This is a genomic window from Pseudomonas sp. MG-9 (genome assembly GCF_018729515.1).
Taxonomy (GTDB): domain Bacteria; phylum Pseudomonadota; class Gammaproteobacteria; order Pseudomonadales; family Pseudomonadaceae; genus Aquipseudomonas; species Aquipseudomonas serboccidentalis.
Map to the genome: position 1 here is coordinate 1 of NZ_JAHHZH010000005.1, position 14,999 is coordinate 14,999.

Annotated in this window: 13 protein-coding genes and 1 pseudogene; 3 read left to right on the forward strand and 11 right to left on the reverse strand. The window is 61.0% G+C overall.

Annotated features, from left to right (window positions below; genetic code table 11):
• Window positions 1-727 precede the first annotated feature (727 nt).
• Window positions 728-1,114 (forward strand): annotated as a pseudogene (locus KKQ10_RS13770) (DUF6124 family protein).
• 63 nt (window positions 1,115-1,177) lie between these two features.
• Here KKQ10_RS13770 and KKQ10_RS13775 read toward each other — a convergent pair.
• The 3 genes from KKQ10_RS13775 to plsB all read right to left on the reverse strand — a co-directional run bounded on the left by KKQ10_RS13775 (window position 1,178) and on the right by plsB (window position 4,905).
• On the reverse strand, window positions 1,178-1,867 hold the full coding sequence (locus KKQ10_RS13775; protein WP_127650743.1) for a DUF4197 domain-containing protein: 690 nt from the start codon (window positions 1,865-1,867) through the stop codon (window positions 1,178-1,180).
• 21 nt (window positions 1,868-1,888) lie between these two features.
• Window positions 1,889-2,287 (reverse strand): YbaY family lipoprotein, encoded by a 399-nt coding sequence (locus tag KKQ10_RS13780; RefSeq protein ID WP_215501413.1) that lies wholly within the window; start codon window positions 2,285-2,287, stop codon window positions 1,889-1,891.
• Between the two features lie 116 nt (window positions 2,288-2,403).
• Window positions 2,404-4,905 carry a glycerol-3-phosphate 1-O-acyltransferase PlsB gene (plsB, locus tag KKQ10_RS13785; RefSeq protein ID WP_127650739.1) on the reverse strand — a complete coding sequence of 834 codons (2,502 nt, stop codon included), beginning with the start codon at window positions 4,903-4,905 and terminating at the stop codon, window positions 2,404-2,406.
• A 237-nt stretch (window positions 4,906-5,142) separates the two neighbouring features.
• Here plsB and KKQ10_RS13790 point away from each other — a divergent pair, with 237 nt between their 5' ends.
• Window positions 5,143-5,352: a cold-shock protein gene (locus tag KKQ10_RS13790; protein WP_007908870.1), complete on the forward strand. Its 210-nt coding sequence runs from the start codon at window positions 5,143-5,145 to the stop codon at window positions 5,350-5,352.
• Window positions 5,353-5,445: 93 nt separating this feature from the next.
• Here KKQ10_RS13790 and KKQ10_RS13795 read toward each other — a convergent pair whose 3' ends face one another.
• The 4 genes from KKQ10_RS13795 to KKQ10_RS13810 all read right to left on the reverse strand — a co-directional run bounded on the left by KKQ10_RS13795 (window position 5,446) and on the right by KKQ10_RS13810 (window position 10,653).
• Window positions 5,446-5,823 (reverse strand): hypothetical protein, encoded by a 378-nt coding sequence (locus KKQ10_RS13795; protein ID WP_215501414.1) that lies wholly within the window; start codon window positions 5,821-5,823, stop codon window positions 5,446-5,448.
• Window positions 5,824-5,898: 75 nt separating this feature from the next.
• The gene (locus tag KKQ10_RS13800; RefSeq protein ID WP_127650737.1) at window positions 5,899-6,708 is read right to left on the reverse strand and encodes a putative RNA methyltransferase; all 810 of its coding nucleotides are present in this window, start codon (window positions 6,706-6,708) and stop codon (window positions 5,899-5,901) included.
• A complete protein-coding gene (gene dapE, locus KKQ10_RS13805) occupies window positions 6,708-7,859 on the reverse strand; it encodes a succinyl-diaminopimelate desuccinylase (protein ID WP_215501415.1) in 1,152 nt (383 codons plus the stop codon). Before dapE ends, KKQ10_RS13800 begins: the two co-directional genes overlap by 1 nt.
• A 205-nt stretch (window positions 7,860-8,064) precedes the next feature.
• A complete protein-coding gene (locus KKQ10_RS13810) occupies window positions 8,065-10,653 on the reverse strand; it encodes a glycosyltransferase (RefSeq protein WP_215501416.1) in 2,589 nt (862 codons plus the stop codon).
• Window positions 10,654-10,867: 214 nt separating this feature from the next.
• Between KKQ10_RS13810 and tcdA the strand changes: the two genes are divergently transcribed.
• A complete protein-coding gene (tcdA, locus tag KKQ10_RS13815) occupies window positions 10,868-11,686 on the forward strand; it encodes a tRNA cyclic N6-threonylcarbamoyladenosine(37) synthase TcdA (RefSeq protein ID WP_025110898.1) in 819 nt (272 codons plus the stop codon).
• Between the two features lie 139 nt (window positions 11,687-11,825).
• Here the strand turns inward: tcdA and KKQ10_RS13820 are convergent, their stop codons facing one another.
• From KKQ10_RS13820 to KKQ10_RS13835, 4 genes are all read right to left on the reverse strand, one after another.
• Window positions 11,826-12,236: a SufE family protein gene (locus KKQ10_RS13820; RefSeq protein WP_215501417.1), complete on the reverse strand. Its 411-nt coding sequence runs from the start codon at window positions 12,234-12,236 to the stop codon at window positions 11,826-11,828.
• Entirely contained in the window at window positions 12,233-13,438 is a 1,206-nt protein-coding gene (locus KKQ10_RS13825; protein ID WP_215501418.1) for an aminotransferase class V-fold PLP-dependent enzyme, read from the reverse strand. Before KKQ10_RS13825 ends, KKQ10_RS13820 begins: the two co-directional genes overlap by 4 nt.
• A gap of 126 nt (window positions 13,439-13,564) precedes the next feature.
• Window positions 13,565-14,599, reverse strand: coding sequence for a 2,3,4,5-tetrahydropyridine-2,6-dicarboxylate N-succinyltransferase (gene dapD / locus KKQ10_RS13830; protein WP_007954762.1), 1,035 nt, complete (start codon window positions 14,597-14,599; stop codon window positions 13,565-13,567).
• A 33-nt stretch (window positions 14,600-14,632) separates the two neighbouring features.
• On the reverse strand, window positions 14,633-14,995 hold the full coding sequence (locus KKQ10_RS13835) for an ArsC family reductase (protein ID WP_003222107.1): 363 nt from the start codon (window positions 14,993-14,995) through the stop codon (window positions 14,633-14,635).
• Window positions 14,996-14,999: the final 4 nt, after the last annotated feature.

The following is a 14,999-nucleotide window of genomic DNA, read 5'->3' on the forward strand; positions in this document are numbered from 1 at the left end:
ACTGAATGCACCCAATCCCACTGTAGGAGTGAGCCTGCTCGCGATGGCGGCCTGCCAGCCGACCAATCTCCACTGAATGCACCCAATCCCACTGTAGGAGTGAGCCTGCTCGCGATGGCGGCCTGCCAGCCGACCAGTCTCCAACTGAATGCACCCAATCCCACTGTAGGAGTGAGCCTGCTCGCGATGGCGGCCTGCCAGCCGACCAGTCTCCAACTGACCACACCCAATCCCATTGTAGGAGTGAGCCTGCTCGCGATGGCGGCCTGACAGCCGACCAGTCTCCAACTGACCACACCCAATCTCCTGTAGGAGCTGCCGAAGGCTGCGATCTTTTGACCTTGGCTTTTCAAAATCAAAAGCCAGATCAAAAGATCGCAGCCTTCGGCAGCTCCTACATTGAGTCTGGTTGTGTTTAAGGGTGTGGGAGAAAACCAGAACCTTCCCACAAGGTTTTCAGGTTGCCCGTCGGAAGCGCGATCTCTAGCCTGAGTTTGTCGCTGCAAAAATCAGCGACCGGGTTTCGCAGCCCGGTTAAACTTCAGACGCACAGCGTCCACCATCCGAAAGCGGGCGTTTTTTATGCCAGTGTCATGGCGGTTGTGCGCGGGATACCTTCGGGTATGCCGGGTGCCTGAAGTCCCGGTCTGCGAACCTGCGTACAGCTGCCACCCTACATTCGTTTCGCAGCGAACTGTGGCGGCTCCACTACTTCAGGAGTTCCACCATGTTCAAACACACCCCCAACCCCCCAGAGCCCGAAACCACCCCGGAACGGCCCACCGATCCCGTTTCCCCCTACGCCTTCCTCGATTCAAGAAAGCTTCACGATGCGGCCCTGCGTGCCCTTGATCATTATCTGAAGCCTGCGGATAAACCGCCAAAACCGGTCGGCCATCCCAGCACAATCTTCACTGTCCTCCCCGAAGTCGATTCTGAAACCCTGTTGGCCCATGCCTGTGAAACACTGGCCTCGGCCAATGTCATGGCCGCTGAGTTGGCGTTTACCTTGAGCGGTCCGACGTGCAGTTAGTTGCTTGGCATCCAGCAGATGATTTCGCTCGCTGAGCTGTCGGTTAACCGCGTCCTCGATCAAGTCGATCCGCAAGGCTGACCCACAATAAAAAGCCCGCTGACCTTCACAGGTTCAGCGGGCTTTTGCGTGCAGCGGCAAAAATTACAAAGTGCCGAACACTTTCTTCGCCAGCCCGGTCGCGGCGGCAGCCGGGTTTTTGCGGATGGTTTCTTCCTGTTTGCCGATCATCTCGAACAGGCCATTGAGCGCTTGCTCGGTGACGTAGTTTTCGACGTTGGCGCTTTTCGCATCCACGACGCCCAGGGTCGCAGCCTGGCCCGCGAAGCTGTTGTATTTCTGCGCGACGCCGACTTTGTCGGTGGCTTGTTTGACGATCGGCAGGAACTTGGCGCGGATCTGTTCGCGGCTGGTTTTGTCCAGGTATTGGGTGGCCGAGTCGTTGCCGCCGCTGAGGATGCCTTTGGCGTCGGCCACGGTCATTTTCTTCACGGCGTCGACGAGGATCGGCTGGGCCTGGGTCACGGCGTTTTCCGCGGCTTTGTTCATCGCGGTTTCGAGTTCGTCGACCTGGGCGCCCATGCCGAAGGCTTTCATCTTGCCGGCGACTTTGCCGAGTTTGCCCGGCAGTTCGATTTTCACGTCCGGGTTGTTGCTGAAACCGCCCGGGGTGCCCAGTTGTTTGACGGCCAGTTGCGCGCCTTGGGTCAGGGCGTCCTTGAGGCCGCCGGTGGCGTCTTGTTGCGACAGGTCGCTGAGTGACAGCGCCAGCACGTTGGCGGAGATCATCAAGCCCGCGCACAGGCCGGCGAAGCGAAGAGTAGGGCGGAACATGGCAGCTTCCTTGATAGACAATTAGCGAATCGCGTCGACGCGGATTTTCAGCGGCTGCGGGTCGTTGCCGTCCAGTTGTACGGCGTGGTTTTCGGTGGTGATGAACATCAGCTCGCCGTTGACTTCGATGCGCGCGCTGACCGAGTAGCGGTGGCCGGGTTTGACCTGCGCCGGATCGTAGCTCAAGTGAAACGGCAGTGGCACCTGGCCTTTGACCGGGCCTTTCTGTTCGTCGAGCACCACGGCCGGGGTGTCGGCCAGCGATACATCCTGCAGGCTCACGCTCAGGGTTGCGCTCGGTGGCAGGGCGATGCGTTGCAGGTAGAACACTTCACCGTCGAGGCCGACCTTGCCAGCGGGGTTGGTTGATTGGCAAGCGCTGAGCAGGGTAGCGGCGGCAAGCAGAGTCAGTTTTTTCATGGTGTTCTCCATTCAATTGCAGGAGTGAGCCTGCTCGCGATAGCGGTGTGTCAGACGACAGTGATGCCGACTGACACGACGCCTTCGCGAGCAAGCTCGCTCCCACCAGGTTTGCATCAGGTCTCGGGTTGAGTGATGACCTGATCGGCAGCGTCTTCACTGCGATGCAACGCGACCTGGCGGATCGACAAACGAATCTCCGCCGGCAACACGCGCTTGGCCGCACCTTCGGCGAGTTCGCCAAGCAGTTCGTGATAACTCAGTTTGCCGGCATCGTCGCGGCGCAGCACGTCGAGGTCGAGCATCGTTTGGATGAAGTGACGGAACAGGCTCTTGTCGAAAAACTCCGGGGCGTTGAGGCCATGGAGGATCGACAGGCGCTGAGCCATGACTGTGCACAGGTCTTCCAGTTCTTCGGCGCTGATGGTGTTCTGACCGGCGTTGAGCAGCAAGGACACGGTCATGTAAAAACGCTGCAAGGTCTGGGCGATGCTCTTCGACAGCAGCGTCAACAGCACGAAATGCCGCGAACTTGGCGCCGGGCGCAGATAGACGTCTTTCTCGAAACGCAGCAGGCCTTGCTCGACGAACGCTTCCAGCCACTGATCGACCACGCCGTCCAGTTCGTCCAGCGTCCAGCGAATGAATAGTTCTGACTGCAAGTAGGGATACAGCGCGCGGGTGTAACGCAGGATCTGTTCGCGGCTCATGCGCGAGGTGCTCTGGAAGAAACTCGCCAGCAACGCCGGCAACGCGAAGATGTGCAGCACGTTGTTGCGGTAGTAGGTCATCAGGACGGCGTTCTGCTCGTCCAGGTACAGAATCTTGCCCAGCGCATCGTTCTGTTCGGCCAGCAGGTCCATGTCCTTCACGTGCTCGATCAGCGCACGGCCGTCGCCTTCCGGCAAGGTGGTGTGCGGCGAGTACGGTACTTTGCGCAGCAACGCCAGGTACAGATCCAGCACCCGTGCCATGGCACGATCGTCCAGCGCCAGACGCGTGGTCGAGAGCAGCGCCAGCGCCACCAGATTGACCGGATTGATCGCCGCGGCCTCATTGAGATGCTGCGCGACTTTTTCGCCGAGGCGGTTGGTGGTTTCGTTGAGCCACGCCGGTTTGTACTGCGGGCCGAGCTCCTGCTGGCGCCAGCCTGGCTGTTCGCTGTCGAGGAATTCCGCGAGTTTGATCGGCTCGCCGAAGTTCACCGCCACCTGCCCGAAACGCTGCTTGAGCGCGCCGATGACTTTGAAAATGTCGAAGATCGATTCTTTCTTCTTGCTCGCGCCACGCAGTTCGCCGAGGTAGGTGCGACCTTCCAGCACGCGCTCGTAGCCGATGTACACCGGCACAAACACGATCGGCATCCGCGATGAACGCAGGAAGCTGCGCAGGGTGATCGCGAGCATGCCGGTTTTCGGTTGCAGCATGCGCCCGGTGCGCGAGCGGCCGCCTTCGACGAAGTATTCGACCGGGAAACCTTTGGTGAACAGGGTGTGCAGGTATTCGTTGAACACCGAGGTGTACAGCGGATTGCCCTTGAACGTGCGGCGCATGAAGAACGCGCCGCCACGGCGCAACAGGCTGCCGATCACCGGCATGTTGAGGTTGATCCCGGCGGCGATGTGCGGCGGGGTCAGGCCGTTACGAAACAGCAAGTACGAGAGCAGCAGGTAGTCGATGTGGCTGCGGTGGCACGGCACATAGATCACTTCGTGACCCTGGGCGACCTTCTGCACGCCTTCGATGTGATTGACCTTGATGCCGTCGTAGATCTTGTTCCAGAACCAGCTCAGCACCACTTCGAGGAAGCGGATCGCGGTGTAGGTGTAGTCCGAGGCGATCTCGTTGCCGTAGCGCAGGGCCTGGGCCTTGGCTTTTTCCGGGGAGATGTTTTCGCGTTCGGCTTCATCGAGGATCGCCTGCTTGACCAATGGCTGGTTGAGCAAGCCCTTGACCAGATTGCGCCGGTGGGAAATGTCCGGGCCGATCACCGCCGCCTTCAGGTTGCGGAAGTGCACGCGCAGGACGCGCTGGGCCATGCGCACAGTGCGTTCGTGGCCCTTGTTGTGCTCGATCAGTTCACGCAGATGGATCGGCGCCGAGAACTGCACACGGGTCTTGCGCCCGAGGACGATGATGCTCAGCAGTCGACGCAGGCGACCGGTGACCGCCCAGCTGTCGGCGAACAGCAGCTTCCACGGACTGTTTTCGCTGTCCGGCGACTGGCCCCAGAACACGCTGACCGGAATGATCTGCGCGTCTTCGGCAGCGTTCTGCGTCAGGGCGCTGACCAGGCGGGTCAGGGTCGGTGGCGCGCCGCGCTTGTCCTGACGGCCGAGCCAGTCCGGGTCCGGCGTCAGGTAAAAGAACGCTGCCGGTTCGATCAGTGGACCGACCGACACCGGCAGCACCGGACGCGGCAGGCCGGCCTTGGTGCACTCGGTATCGACCACCGCCAGATCGGTGAGCGAAGGATTTTGCAGGACGTAGAACACCGGACGACTGCGGTCGAGGTTGAGGGTGAGCGACGACTGGTTGATCGTCTCCGAGCGAACCCAGAGGTACAACAGTCGGCGCAAGGTGCCAAACACTAGACGGCGGAACGGGGAACGGGTCATACGGCTTCTGCGTGAGTGAATAAAACCGAGCAAGTGCTCGGGCGGTCGACAGTTTGCCGTATTCGCCGAAAATCGGCAAAAAAGCGGCGAAGTAAACTCCTGTTGAGAGTTTTCGTGCCTGTCATATACTCGGCAATCTGTCGCCGGGGCCCTTTATGGACGTCGGGCGCAGTCTGACGTTCCGCAAAGGCTTTCCTGCGAAAAGCCTGTTCAATAATAAAAAAGGAGTATGAACAGATGGCAACACGTGAAACCGGCAATGTGAAGTGGTTCAACGACGCCAAAGGCTACGGCTTCATTCAGCGCGAGGACGGGGTGGACGTGTTCGTGCACTACCGCGCGATCCGCGGTGAAGGGCACCGGTCGCTGACTGAGGGCCAGCAGGTTGAGTACGCGGTGATCACCGGCGAAAAGGGTTTGCAGGCGGAAGACGTTGTAGGCCTGTAACTTTCAAGATCAAAAGATCGCAGCCTGCGGCAGCTCCTACAGGGGAATGCATTCCAAACTGTAGGAGCTGCCGCAGGCTGCGATCTTTTGCTTTTAAGCGGTTTTCCAGGTGATCTCTTCTTCACCGTCTTCGCTGATGCGAATCCAGCGATCGGCGGTCTCTTCACCTTCTTCCTCGACCCACGTCCCCGGCGCGCAACGTACTTCGACGTTCAGCGCGGCAAAGGCTGCGCGAGCGCAGGCGATGTCGTCGTCCCATGGGGTCGCATCGCTTTCCAGATACAGGCTGTTCCACTTGCCGACGGCTTTTGGCAGCCAGGTCACTGGGATGTTGCCGGCCTTGCACTTGTAGGTCTGGCCTTTCTGTACCCAGTCGCTGCACGGGCCCAGCGCTGTGCTGAGCCAGGCGGAAATGGCCTTGTGGTCGACGTCGGCGTCTTTCAGGTAAATCTCGATATCCGGTTGGCGCATGGATGTCCTCACTGCGGGTCTGAAAAATCCATTCGCGGATTTAGCCGGCCCCGGGCACTCGCCCGAGACCAAAAGTTATTGAAGAACGAAATAATCGTAGCGCATCGACACGGTGGTCACGAACGGCTCGGCCTGTTCGATCACCGCGGCGCGGCGTTCGGCACTGGCGCGCCAGCCGTGAGGTGTCATCGCCAACAGGTTGGCGCGATCCTCGGGCTTGTCCAGTGTCAGTTTGAATTCCAGGGTTTCACTGTGCGCCAGCGCCATGCCTTCGGGCACCAGGGCCAGATGCTTGTCGTCGGTGTATTCGCGCACTTCGTCGTACAGCCGTTCGCGCAGTTCCATCAGGTGGCCGCTGGTCGGGCCGACCTTCATCAGGCCGCCACCGACGCTGAGCAGACGTTTGGCTTCTGCCCAGTCCAGCGGACTGAAAACGCTGGCGAGAAACTGGCAACTGCCCGACGCCAACGGCACGCGGGCCATGCTGGCGATCAACCAGGTGATCGCCGGATTACGTTTGCAGGCGCGTTTGACGGCTTCGCGGGAGATGTCCAGCGCGTAGCCATCGGCATCCGGCAAGGCCTCGGCGATTTGCGCGGTGTAGTAACCCTCGCCACAACCGATATCGACCCAGCGCGCTGGCGCGTAACCCGCCGCCAGCTCGGCCAGACGTTTGGCCACCGGCGCGTAATGCCCGGCATTCAAGAAGTCGCGGCGAGCCTCGACCATCGCCTGATTGTCGCCGGGATCGCGGCTGTTCTTGTGCTGCACCGGCAACAGGTTCAGGTAACCCTGACGCGCACGGTCGAAGCGGTGGCCGGCGGGGCAGACCACGCCATTGTCCACGGTGTTCAGCGGTTCACTGCAGATCGGGCACGCGAGCATCAGGCGAGCAACTTGATCAGGGTCTGGTAGTAAATCTCGGTCAGCACGTCGAGATCGGCCGCCAGCACGCGCTCATTGACCTGGTGAATAGTCGCGTTGACCGGGCCCAGCTCAACTACTTGCGTACCCATGGTCGCGATGAAGCGGCCATCGGAAGTGCCACCGCTGGTGGACGCCTTGGTCTCGCGGCCGGTGATGTCGCGGATGCTCGACGACACTGCGTCGAGCAGTGCGCCCGGCTCGGTGAGGAACGGCAGGCCGGACAGCGCCCAGTCGATGTGCCAGTCCAGACCGTGTTTGTCGAGGATGTCGGCCACGCGTTTTTGCAGGCCTTCGACGGTGGATTCGGTGGAGAAGCGGAAGTTGAACACCGCCACCAGATCACCCGGAATCACATTAGTCGCGCCGGTGCCGGAGTTGACGTTGGAAATCTGGAAACTGGTCGGCGGGAAGAAATCGTTGCCGTGGTCCCAATGCTCGGCGGCCAGTTCGGCCAGTGCCGGCGCGGCGAGGTGGATCGGGTTCTTCGCCAGATGCGGATAGGCCACGTGACCCTGCACACCGCGCACGGTGAGTTTGGCGCCGAGGGAGCCGCGACGACCGTTTTTCACCACGTCACCGACCAGCGTGGTGCTCGACGGTTCGCCGACGATGCACCAGTCCAGACGCTCGTTGCGCGCCGCCAGACGTTCAACCACAGCCTTGGTGCCGTGGTGCGCCGGGCCTTCTTCGTCGCTGGTGATCAGGAAGGCGACCTTGCCTTTGTGGTTCGGGTAATCGGCGACGAAACGCTCAGCGGCCACGGTCATCGACGCCAGGCTGCCTTTCATGTCAGCCGCGCCACGGCCGCAGAGCATGCCGTGTTCATCGATGACGGCGTTGAACGGGTCGATCTGCCAGGCGGTCACCGGGCCGGTCGGTACCACGTCGGTGTGGCCGGCGAAGCACAGCACGGGGCCTTCGTCGTTGCCGTGGGTGGCCCAGAAGTTATCCACATCTTCGATGCGCATCGGCTCGAGGGCGAAACCGGCATCGCCCAGGCGCTGCATCATCTGCTTCTGGCAATCGGCGTCAATCGGCGTCACGGACGGACGGCGGATCAGGTCGATGGCGAGTTGGAGGGTCGGCGAAAGGTCGGCGTGGGCCGTCATGTAATAACTCCGGGGTGCGCACGGTAAACCTGTAGGAGCTGCCGCAGGCTGCGATCTTTTGATTTTGTTTTTTAGAATCTACAGCAAGATCAAAAGATCGCAGCCTGCGGCAGCTCCTACAGGATGTGTTGGCATTGAAAAAGGCGACCATTCTAATGCAAAACGGCGACCCGAAGGCCGCCGTTTGACGTTCAACAATAACTGATCAAGCGGCGGCCTGTTCAGGCTCCGCCGAAGGTTTTGGCAGCGACGACAGGAACGCCATGATCAGCGCCGCGACGTATGGCAGCGACTGCACCAGCAGCATCGCCACCCAGAAGCGCATGTCATTGCTCGGAATGCCTTGCACCAGGTAGATCCCCAGCGCCGCGCCCCACAACAGCAGCATGATGAACAGCTCTTCCCGCGCTTCGGAAATCGCCACCCAGAAGCCGTGGTTGTCGGCGTTTTTCGGCGTGCGGAAGAACGGAATGCTGCTGGTGAAGAAGCCGTACAGCACCGCTTTGGCGATGGTGTGCGACAACGCCAGGCCAGCGAGCGCCGCGCAGAACGCATCCTTGAGGTTCACGCCGACGGCGCGACGGTACAGGAAGATGATCTTGCCGACCTTGAACACGAACAGCGCCAATGGCGGGATTGCGAAGATCAGCAGCGGCGGATCGACCCGTTGCGGCACGATGATCATCGCCGCCGACCACAACAACGCGCCGACGGTGAAGAAGATGTTCATGCCGTCCGCCACCCACGGCAGCCAGCCCGCGAGGAAGTGGTAACGCTGGCCACGGGTCAGCTCGGTGTCCTTGCCGCGCAGCAGGCTGCGGGTGTGACGCTTGATGATCTGGATCGCCCCGTAGGCCCAGCGGAAACGCTGTTTCTTGAAGTCGATGAAGGTATCCGGCATCAGGCCCTTGCCGTAGCTGTCGTGGTAATACGCCGCCGACAGGCCTTTTTCGAAGACGCGCAGACCCAGCTCGGCGTCCTCGCAGATGCACCAGTCGGCCCAGCCCAGTTCTTCCAGAACCGAACGGCGGGTCATGGTCATGGTGCCGTGCTGGATGATCGCGTCACGGTCGTTGCGGGTGACCATGCCGATGTGGAAGAAGCCTTTGTACTCGGCGTAGCAGAGCTTTTTGAAGGTGCTTTCGTTCTGGTCGCGGTAGTCTTGCGGCGACTGCACCACGGCGATTTTCGGATCGGCGAAGTGCGGCACCATGTGCTTGAGCCAGTTCGGGTGCACGCAGTAGTCGGAGTCGATCACCGCGATCACTTCGGCGTCCTTGGCGGTGTGCGGAATCAGGTAGTTCAGCGCGCCGCCCTTGAACCCGGCCAGGGGCGATACGTGGAAGAACTTGAAGCGCGGGCCCAAGGTTTCACAGTAGTCGCGCACCGGCTCCCACACGGCCGGGTCCTTGGTGTTGTTGTCGATGATCAGGACTTCATAGTCCGGGTAATCGAGGGCGGCCAAGGCGTCGAGGGTCTGTTTGACCATCTCCGGCGGCTCGTTGTAGCAGGGCACGTGGATGGACACTTTCGGTCGATAGCTGGAATCGCCCACCACCGGCAGGAACTCACGCCGACGCTTGTGAATCCACACCGCCTCGGCCAGTTCGTGCGCCTCGGTCAGCAACACGATGAACACCCCGAGGGCACCCAGCGCCAGCAGGAAACCCACCGTCAGGCTGAACCACGTGCTGTATTGCTGGCTGTAGTCGTAACCGATCCACACCAGCACCGAACCGCAGAGGAACGCGATAAAGGTCAGGAAGGTACGGCCGCGCTGACGCAGCGCCGAGCCGTCGATCATCAGCAGGGTCAGCGACAGCAGCGCCAGCACCACCGAACCGATGGCCAGCACGCGCCATTGCGGAATCGCCACCACCGGGCCTTCGAAGTTGAATTTCTGCTGACGCGCGGCGTTGAACACGCCCCAGTAAGCGCCCACCGAACCTTCGTCACTGGCCTTCCACGGCTGGTCGAAGGCTTCGATCACGAAGTAGTTGAAGCCCTGGCGATTGAGTTTGTTGACCAGCGTGCGCAGGTAGATCGCCTGATCCGCCGGCGACGCATCGGCGCCACCGCGCATGCGACCGTTGCTCGGCCAGCCGACTTCGGACAGCAGCAGCGGTTTTTTCGGGAACATCTTTTTCAGGTCGCGGGCGCGGTCGAAGACGAACTGCCCGGCCTTGTCGACCGGAATGAACTCCCAGTACGGCAGCACGTGCGCGGCGATCAGGTCGACGTGTTTGGCCAGTTCCGGGTGTTCTTCCCAAACGTGCCACTGCTCGGAGGTGGTCACCGGCACTTTCACCGCTGCGCGCACGCGATCAAGCAGCACGCTCAATTGTTCGGCGGTGATTTCCTTACGGAAGATCGCCTCGTTGCCGACCACTACGCGAACTACGCTGCGCGAGGTGTTGGCCAGTTCGATGGCGCGCTGGATTTCCCGCTCGTTGCGTTCCTGGTCGGGGCTGATCCAGATCCCGAGGGTCACGCGCAGACCGAACTCTTCCGCCAGTTTCGGGATGTCCTGCAGGGAACCGTCGACCGAGTAGATACGGATGTTGTCCGTCAGCTTGCTCATGATCTCCAGGTCGCGGCGCATTTCATCGTCAGTCGGATATTGATCCTTCTGTGGGAATTGTCCCTGCTGGAATGGCGAATAGGAGAAACCGGAGATCTGCTCCGGCCAGTTGGGCGCGGAGACCGGGCGGTTGATCAGCGCCCAGAAACCGGTGAACAGGGCGGCGATTGCCAGAACCACCACCAGGTTGAGACCAAATTTACGCGATGACATAGCTATTTCGGGTTCCAAAGGCTGTGGAACGAAGGAACGGATCGGCTTACGCCAAAAGGGCGCGAATCCTACACTGGCACTCCACTGGTCGTACACCAGACAAGGAAATGCCGGATATTGGGCATCCGACTTTGACTTAAGTTCTTACACTTGTAGCTTGAAGCTTAAAACTTGTCGCTGCGTAGCCCTATAATGCGCGCCGGTTTTTGGGGTAATGGTCATGAGTACAGAAGATCCGCGGTTTGCAGGCATCGCCCGTTTGTATGGCATCGAGGGCCTTGAGCGCCTGCGTGCAGCCCATGTGGCGATCGTCGGCGTCGGTGGCGTCGGTTCCTGGGCGGCGGAAGCCATGGCCCGCTGTGGCGTGGGCGAAATTTCGCTGTTCGACCTCGATGATGTCTGTGTCAGCAACGCCAACCGGCAGTTGCACGCGCTGGACAGCACCGTCGGCAAACCCAAGGTCGAAGTGATGGCCGAGCGCTTACGCGGAATCAACCCGGACTGCACGGTGCATGCCGTGGCCGATTTCGTCACCCGCGAGACCATGGCCGAGTACATCACGCCGAACATCGACTGCGTGATCGACTGCATCGACGCGGTCAACGCCAAGGCTGCGCTGATCGCCTGGTGCAAGCGCCGCAAGATCCAGATCATCACCACCGGCGGCGCCGGCGGGCAGATCGATCCGACGCTGATTCAGGTCTGCGATCTGAACCGTACCTTCAACGATCCACTGGCCTCGAAAGTGCGTTCGACCCTGCGTCGCGACTACGGCTTCTCGCGCACCGTGACCCGCCATTACAGCGTGCCGTGCGTGTTCTCCACCGAACAGCTGCGCTATCCGAAACCGGACGGCAGCATCTGTTTGCAGAAGAGTTTTGTCGGCGATGGCGTGAAGCTCGACTGCGCCGGCGGGTTTGGCGCGGTGATGATGGTCACGGCGACGTTCGGCATGGTCGCGGCGACCAAGGCTGTGGACAAGATTGTGGCGGGAGTTCGGCGGCCAGCGGATCGGGTCAAGCCGCAAGCATGATGCAGGGGCTGATGACCTCATCGCGAGCAGGCTCACTCCCACATTTGCAACGCATTCCCCTGTAGGAGCTGCCGAAGGCTGCGATCTTTTGATTTTGCTTCAACAAACAAAGTCAAAAGATCGCAGCCTTCGGCAGCTCCTACAGGGTGGTGGCCAGTTCGTTCATGCGCTTGAGTACGGCATTGAGGCCATTGCTGCGCGACGGCGACAACTGCCGCGACAGCCCCAACTGATTGAACCAGTCCGGCAGATCCACCTGTTGCAGTTCATCTGCCGATAAGCCGTTGACCCGCAACAGCAACAACGCCACCAGCCCGCGAATCATCCGCGCATCGCTGCTGGCGCTGAACTGCCAGTGACCCTCGCGCAATTCCCCCACCAGCCACACCTGACTCTCGCAGCCATGCACACGGTTGGCCTCGCACTTGTCCGCATCATCCAGCGGTGGCAGGCGATCGCCAACCTGCATCAGCAACCGTGCGCGTTGTTCCCAGCCGGCGGCATTCTGGAAGGTTTGCAGCGCTTCGGCGGCGGCCAGCGGCAAACTCATCGCAACAACTCCAGGGCCTGATCCAGCGCTTCGAAGAAGCGTTCCAGATCCTCGGAATCGTTATACAGCGCCAACGACACACGAATCGCTCCGGCCAGCTCAAGGCTTTTCAGCAACGGCATGGCGCAGTGATGTCCGGCGCGCACGGCGATGCCTTGCTCGGTGAGCAGATGCGCCAGATCGGCGTTATGCACGCCTTCGACGACAAAACTCGCCAGCGCCAGTTGCGGTTTGCCCAGCAGGCGAATGCCGTTGCGGGCGGCGAGGCCTTGCAGCAGATAGTCGTGCAGCGCGGCTTCGTGAGCGGACACCGCGTCCTGATCGAGCCCGGCCAAATAGTCGAGGGTTGCACCCAATCCGATAACGCTGGCAATCGGCGGCGTGCCCGCCTCGAAACCCAGCGGGGCAGGACGGAAACGCGCGTCGTGATAATTGGCTTCCAGCACCATTTCGCCGCCGAACTGCCACGGCTTCAGTTGCTCGAGCGCCTTGTTGCGCCCAAACAGCACGCCGAGGCCATCCGGGCCGTACAGCTTGTGGCTGGAAAACACATAAAAGTCGCAACCCAGCGCCTGCACGTCGTGGCGACCATGCACCACACCTTGCGCGCCGTCGACCACGGTCAGCGCGTTCTGCGCCTTGGCCATCGCCAGCAGCGCCGGCAACGGTTGCCAGGCACCGAGCACGTTGGACAACTGACTGACTGCCAGCAAGCGAGTGCGCGGGGTGATCAGGCGGACGGCGGCGCCGAGGTCGATCACGCCGTCGGCGTCCAGCGGCAGGATCACCAGTTTCAGGTCGCGACGCTGCGCCAGTTGCTGCCACGGCAGCAGGTTGGCGTGATGCTCCAGGGCGCTGATGACAATTTCATCGCCCGGGTGGAAAAGATGCTCCAGGCCATACGCCAGGAGATTCAGCGCACTGGTGGCGCCGTGGGTGAAGATGATCTGCCCACTATCACCAGCATTGAGCCACTGGGCAACCTTGAGCCGGCTGTCTTCGAACGCCTGTGTCGCATGAGCGCCGGGCAGATGCTGCGCACGATGCACATTGGCCGCGCCGTTGGCGTAGTAATGCGTCAGTGCGTCGAGCAGGGCCTGAGGTTTTTGCGTGGTGGCGGCGTTGTCCAGATAGGTCTGGTCTTGCCGTTGCAGGGCGGCGATGGCCGGAAAATCGGCGCGCCAGGGGGAGGGAATCATCATCTGTTCAGCCCTGTGAACTTGGGCGGGTGTACGTCAGACTTGTAGGAGTGAGCCTGCTCGCGATGGCGTTCTTGAATACGCCAAAAGCTTCGCGAGCAAGCTCGCTCCCACAGGTGCTAACAGCACTTAGTTGTGAGCGTGCAGCGCTTCGTTCAGTTCGATCGCCGATTTGTGGGTTTTGCACTCCACGGCACCGGTTTCTGAATTGCGACGGAACAGCAGGTCAGTCTGACCGGCCAGTTCACGCGCCTTCACAACCTTGACCAGGTTGTTGTGCTCGTCCAGCAGCGCCACCTTGGTGCCGGCGGTCACGTACAGGCCCGACTCGACGGTGTTGCGGTCGCCCAACGGAATACCGATACCAGCGTTGGCGCCGATCAGGCAGCCTTCGCCGACCTTGATCACGATGTTGCCGCCACCCGACAGGGTGCCCATGGTCGAGCAGCCGCCACCCAGATCCGAACCCTTGCCGACGAACACGCCAGCGGAAACGCGGCCTTCGATCATGCCCGGGCCTTCGGTGCCGGCGTTGAAGTTGATGAAGCCTTCGTGCATCACGGTGGTGCCTTCGCCCACGTACGCACCCAGACGCAGACGTGCCGCGTCAGCGATACGCACGCCGGCCGGTACCACGTAGTCGGTCATTTTCGGGAACTTGTCCACCGAGAACACTTCCAGCAGCTCGCCGCGCAGACGGGCTTCGAGTTGCAGTTCGGCCAGTTCGCTCAGGTCGATCGCGCCCTGGCTGGTCCAGGCGACGTTCGGCAGCAGCGGGAAGATCCCGGCCAGGCTCACGCCGTGCGGCTTGACCAGACGATGGGACAGCAGGTGCAGCTTCAGATACGCCTCAGGCGTCGAGGTCAGCTGTGCGTCTTCGGCCAGCAGGGTGGCGACCAGCGGCTTGTGGCTCTCGGCCAGACGGGTCAGCAGCTTGCCTTGAACGGCATCGATGCCTTTGACCGCTTCAGCCAGTTGCGCAGCCTGCGCAGTGGTGAAAGTGATGGCCTGGTTGCCTTCGGTGTAACCGAGGATCGGCGCAACGGCGGCGACCAGTTCGGCCGACGGGTTGAGCAGTGGCTGGGCGTAGAACACTTCCAGCCAGGCGCCTTGACGGTTTTGCGTGCCGACACCAAAGGCGATGCTGAACAGGGAATTGGACATGTGAATACCTCTAGCAATAAGTGACGGGCTGCTTTACTTGAGTGCGGCCGCGTAGATGTCTGGCTTGAAGCCAATCAGGGTTCGGTCACCGAGATCGAGCACCGGGCGCTTGATCATCGAGGGTTGAGCGAGCATCAGTTCGATGGCTTTCGACTGGTCGAGATCGGCTTTACGTTCGTCGTCGAGTTTGCGAAAGGTTGTGCCTGCACGGTTCAACACCGTTTGCCAGCCGTGCTCGTCACACCATTGGGTCAGGTGTTCACGGTCGATACCGGCGGTTTTGTAGTCATGAAAGTCGTAGCTGACAGCGTGTTCATCGAGCCAGGTGCGCGCCTTCTTCATGGTGTCGCAGGCTTTGATGCCGAAAAGGTGCAACGTTTTACTTGAAACGGTCAAGGAA